The sequence below is a fragment of the Streptomyces sp. ActVer genome, from assembly GCF_027270795.1.
GTDB lineage: Bacteria > Actinomycetota > Actinomycetes > Streptomycetales > Streptomycetaceae > Streptomyces > Streptomyces umbrinus_A.
Map to the genome: position 1 here is coordinate 1 of NZ_JAPWHT010000613.1, position 4927 is coordinate 4927.

At 69.9% G+C, this 4927-nt stretch carries 5 protein-coding genes, 1 pseudogene and 1 riboswitch; of the genes and pseudogenes, 2 read left to right on the forward strand and 4 right to left on the reverse strand.

All coding sequences use genetic code 11. The features are described from left to right. The 4 genes and pseudogenes from O3Q52_RS48830 to O3Q52_RS48845 all read right to left on the reverse strand — a co-directional run. A pseudogene (locus O3Q52_RS48830) lies at positions 1-153 on the reverse strand (cobalamin biosynthesis protein); the annotation flags it as partial. Positions 154-250: 97 nt separating this feature from the next. Then, a riboswitch (cobalamin riboswitch) is annotated at positions 251-387 on the reverse strand. 130 nt (positions 388-517) lie between these two features. Continuing rightward, positions 518-739 carry a hypothetical protein gene (locus tag O3Q52_RS48835; RefSeq protein WP_269654887.1) on the reverse strand — a complete coding sequence of 74 codons (222 nt, stop codon included), beginning with the start codon at positions 737-739 and terminating at the stop codon, positions 518-520. A gap of 12 nt (positions 740-751) precedes the next feature. Beyond that, positions 752-1993 carry an inorganic phosphate transporter gene (locus tag O3Q52_RS48840; protein ID WP_269654888.1) on the reverse strand — a complete coding sequence of 414 codons (1242 nt, stop codon included), beginning with the start codon at positions 1991-1993 and terminating at the stop codon, positions 752-754. 168 nt (positions 1994-2161) lie between these two features. After that, positions 2162-2911, reverse strand: coding sequence for a lysozyme (locus O3Q52_RS48845; protein WP_269654889.1), 750 nt, complete (start codon positions 2909-2911; stop codon positions 2162-2164). 196 nt (positions 2912-3107) lie between these two features. Between O3Q52_RS48845 and O3Q52_RS48850 the strand changes: the two genes are divergently transcribed. Together O3Q52_RS48850 and O3Q52_RS48855 are read left to right on the forward strand one after the other, a co-directional pair. After that, positions 3108-3818 carry a class II aldolase/adducin family protein gene (locus tag O3Q52_RS48850; protein ID WP_269654890.1) on the forward strand — a complete coding sequence of 237 codons (711 nt, stop codon included), beginning with the start codon at positions 3108-3110 and terminating at the stop codon, positions 3816-3818. Between the two features lie 265 nt (positions 3819-4083). After that, on the forward strand, positions 4084-4927 hold an 844-nt coding region (locus O3Q52_RS48855; RefSeq protein ID WP_269654891.1), incomplete at its 3' end, for a S9 family peptidase.

A 4927-nucleotide genomic window follows, 5' to 3' on the forward strand; every position in this document is an offset into this window, starting at 1 on the left:
CCACCCCCGGTGGTCCCGCCACAGCACCCGCTCGACGGCACCCGCGGCCCGCCCGAACGCGGCGACCGGATGCCCCCGGCGGGGATCGCCGAGCAGCAGGTCACCGAGAAGGCCGGCGGCGGCGCCGTACGCGAAGACGCGATCGGCACGCATCGGTTCAGCCGACCGTCAGGTCGGGCACAACCGTCGCTCGAAAGGCACTTGGGCAGCCGCGCATGGCGATTTGTCCTCACTCAGGGTGTCCACGCCCTGGTTCGACGAGACCGACGGCGAGAGTTCCTGGCTCCCGGGGTATCGATTCCCCGGTAACAGTGGCGGGACCGCGCCGGACTCACACCGGCTTCCTCTCCTGCCGCCGTACATGGCTCCGGCAGTCCACCACGCCCACGAACACCCGTCAACTTGCCGTTGACCTGCGACGGGAGAGTGTGCTGAGGCCCACACACGGACACGACTCCGCCCCGCCGACCGGAGGGTCGACGGGGCGGAGTCGTGCGGGACGGAGGTGCCGTACGCGTCAGGCGACGATCAGATAGATCCCGTACGCCACCGCCGCCGCGCACGCGGCGAAGCAGGCGTACGCGCCCGTGACCGCGAGGGTCGCGGTGTTGCCCTGGGCGGAGGCGGACTCGCGCTTGGAGAGGCCGACGATGCCGAGGGTGAAGAGGCCCACGAGGGCGACGGTGACGATGAGGCTGACTCCGAAGACGGAGCCGAGGGCTGCCCAGTCGATCTTCATGCTGTGGGTTCCTTACACCGTGGCCGGGCGGGCGGGCTCGGTGGCGTCCGGGCCCGGGATGGTGGTCTTGAGTTCGTCGGCCGTGGCGACCGTGCCCGCCGGCGGCGGGGTGACGGCGGCGATGGCGGTGGTGACGACACCGGCGGGCTCGCCGTCGACGTCGTTCACGTTGTCGACGGTGACGGGCTGGCGGCGGGAGAGCGTCCAGATGACCGCCGAGCCCGCGATCAGCAGCGCGCCGGTGAGGACGATGCCCCAGGTGCCCTGCTTGGTGAGGAACTCGGCGCCCGCGCCGACCAGACCGGCGGCGGGGAGCGTGAGGCCCCAGGCGACGAACATGCGGGTCGCGGTCGACCAGCGGACGACGCCGCCCTTGCGGCCGAGGCCCGAACCCATCACGGCGCCGGAGCAGGACTGGGTGGTGGAGAGCGAGAAGCCGAGGTGCGAGGAGGCCAGGATGACCGTCGCGGCGCTGGTCTGGGCGGCGAAGCCCTGCGGCGGCGCGAGGTCGGTGAGGCCCTTGCCCATGGTGCGGATGATGCGCCAGCCGCCCAGGTAGGTGCCGAGCGCGATGGCGATACCGGCCGAGACGATGACCCACAGGGGAGGGTTCGACCCGGGCGCGATCACACCGCCGGTGACCAGGGCGAGCGTGATGATGCCCATGGTCTTCTGCGCGTCGTTCGTGCCGTGGGCCAGTGAGACCAGGCCCGCGGAGGTGATCTGACCGGCGCGGTAGCCCTTGGAGGTCGCCTGCTCACCGGCTTTGTTGCTGATCCGGTACGTCAGTCGGGTGGCGAGCATCGCGGCGAGTCCGGCCACCAGCGGCGCGGCGATCGCGGGGAGCAGCACCTTGGTGACGACGGTCGAACCGTTCACCGACGACCAGCCGGCCGACATGACGGCGGCGCCGATCAGGCCGCCGAACAGTGCGTGGGAGGAGCTGGAGGGCAGACCCAGGAGCCAGGTCAGCAGATTCCACAGGATGGCGCCGACGAGCGCCGCGAAGATCACTTCGGTGCGGATGCCCTCTTCGTTGATGAGGCCGCCGGAGATCGTCCTGGCGACCTCCACGGAGAGGAACGCACCGACGAGGTTCAGCACGGCGGACATGGCCACCGCCGTCTTGGGCTTCAGGGCACCGGTCGAGATGGTCGTCGCCATCGCGTTGGCTGTGTCGTGGAAACCGTTCGTGAAATCGAACACGAGAGCGGTAACGATCACGATTCCGAGGAGGAGCGTGATGTGTTCCATTTACCCAGGCTTCTCTTGGACGTCAGTGGCACAGTGACCGTAGGCAACCTGGGTGAACGGAAGATGAACTGAGGGGGGTGGCAGGGTGGCGTGATAGGGGTGCCGTCACTCCGCTTGTGTCGGAGTGACGGCGAGAGGTCTCGAACAGAGGCGGAATTCAGGGGTCCGCTACCCCTTCTGTCCCCTCGCGAACGCCCTGAGCTGATTCAGGGATCCGTTGAAGAGATTCTGGTCACCCGGCAGGCTGCCGCCGTTGTCGTACTGCCAGAAGGTCCAGAAGTTCCAGCCGGACGGCAGCGACCCCGCCGTCGAGCTGTAGCGGGCCAGCCACAGCGGATGGTTCGCGGCGAACGCGGCGCTGTTGCCCGTGCACATCTTCCACCAGTTGTAGTTGGTGTAGATCACCGGCCGCCGGCCGGTCTGCCGCTTCACCTCGTTGCTGAAGGCCTTGATCCAGCTCACCATCCTGCTCTTGCTCAGGCCGTAGCACTTCCTCTTGCCGTACGGGTTGTACTCGATGTCCAGCGCGGGCGGCAGCGTCCAGCCGTCCGCCCGCCAGCCGCCGCCGTTGCGCACGAAGTACGCGGCCTGCGTCGTCCCCGAGGACTTGTGCGGCAGGGCGAAGTGGTACGCCCCGCGGATGACGCCCGCGCCGCGTGCCCCGTTGTACTGCTGGTTGTAGTACGGATTGCGGTACGTGTGCGACTCGGTGGCCTTCACATAGACGAACTTGGCGCCTTTGCTCTTCGCGTTCGACCAGTTGACGTTCTTCTGGTGCGAGGACACGTCGTGGCCCTTGGGCTTGGCGGCCGCCGAGGCCGGTACCTCCACGAGAGCGGTGCCACCGAGCGCCAGTGTCGCCACGGAGGCGGCGACGAATCGGGCGCGCTGACGGGACGGTTTGCGATCACGAGCCATGTTTCCCCCAGGAATGGCGACGTGCACGAAAAATCTCCCAGAAGCTACTGGAAGATCCCTGAAAGCCCGTCGCTTGCCGGTCATTAGCTCCCGGCAGGCGATTCATGCCCTTGTGCGACCTTTCGGATGTGTCGGTCGCGCCCTAAAGTGCCCCACCCGCCCCCGGGTTGAGTTGCGTGACTGGCAGGATCGCGGCATGGCTGAACAGCGGCGGGACACAGGAGACGGACGGGGCTCGGGGGAGCGGGACGCGCCCCCGGCGCGGGAGGCGCTGGAGCGGGCGTGGGACGAGCTCGTGGCGACGGCCCGTCGGACGGTGGCCGACGGTCTGGTCGTCGGCACCTCGGGCAACGTGTCGGTGCGCGTGGGCGACACCGTCCTGGTCACCCCGAGCGGAGTCCCGTACGACCGGCTGGCCCCCGGGGACCTCTGCGGGGTCTCCCTCGACGGCCGGCAGGAGCTCGGTTCGCTCGTTCCGACAAGCGAACTGCCCATGCATCTGGCGGTCTACCGCACCACCGACGCGCGGGCCGTCGTCCACACCCACGCGGTGCACGCAACGGCCGTCTCGACCCTCGTCACCGAGCTGCCGCTCATCCACTACATGGCCGCCGCGCTCGGCGGTCCCGTCCGCGTGGCCCCCTACGCCACGTACGGCACGGAGAAGTTGGCCGAGAACATGCTCCGAGCCCTCCGGGACCGCACCGCCTGTCTCCTTCAGAACCACGGCACCCTCACATACGGAACCACTCTCCCCCAGGCCTACGACCGCACGGCCCAACTGGAGTGGATGTGCCGCGTCTGGCTGACCGCCTCGTCCCTCCCCGGACACACACCCACACTGCTGACCCGGGAACAGGTGGACGAGGTGGGCGAACGGCTGAGGGGGTACGGGCAGCGACCGTGACGGGGAGAGGCCTGCGACCGGGATTGTCGGGGGAGGCCGGCAACCGTGGCCGGAGGCATGCAGCGGTACCGGCGGAGGTCGGCAACGGTGACCGGGCCCGGCCGGCGGTGGGGGTCGGGTGCGGCCGCCGACCCGACCGGTACGACCGTCCTGCCTGATCCCCACCGCCACGGCGCTCAGCCGATACACACCATTCCGGCCGTGCCGAACCCACATTCGCCCCATTTGACTGGCCGACAACGGGTTCCGTCAGGAGACTGGACCCGTGCGCACCGTGAATCCGACGGCAGCAGCCGTCACCGTCGCCATAGCCGGCGCAGCCACCGTCGCCGCCACGGTGGCGGTCGGTCGCTTCGCCAGCGACGCCGCTCTCAAGGCGCCGCCGGGCAGACCACTGCCCACCGAGCCCCGCCTCACCGTGCACTCCACGGCGGCGGGACAGATCACCCTGACCCGCGCTCTGGCCTCACAGCGCCCGGGCCTGTACGGCCTCGGCGGTGACGGCAGCCACGCGGTCGTCGGCCCGCTCCTGAACGCCGCCCCGCACTCCGCCGACACGGTCGTACGCCGACTGGAACGGGTCACGCACGGCACCCTGGAACCCGGGGACAAGGTGTGGTTCACCCCGGGCGTGCACATCGGCAACCCGAGCACCGCTCTAGGCCTCGACCACGCAGACGTGGACGTCCCCGGCGAACTCGGAGCCCTGCCCGCCTGGTTCGTGCCCGCCGCCCGCGACACGTGGGTGATCACCGTGCACGGCCTCGGCGCCACCCGCGAACACCCCATGGACGTCATGGAGTTCCTGCACCGCCACCAGTTCCCCGTCCTCGACCTCGCCTACCGCGGTGACCTGGGCGCGCCCCTGTCGCCCGACGGCCTCAACCACCTCGGCGAGACCGAGTGGCGCGACCTGGACGCGGCCATCCGCTACGCCGTGCGCTACGGCGCCGAACGGGTCGTCCTGCACGGCTGGTCCACCGGTGCCACCATGGCCCTGCGCGCCGCAGCCCATTCGGCGCTGCGCGAGCGGATCTCCGGTCTCGTCCTGGACTCGCCCGTCCTCAGCTGGGAGACCACGCTGCGCGCCCTCGCCACGGCCCGCCGCA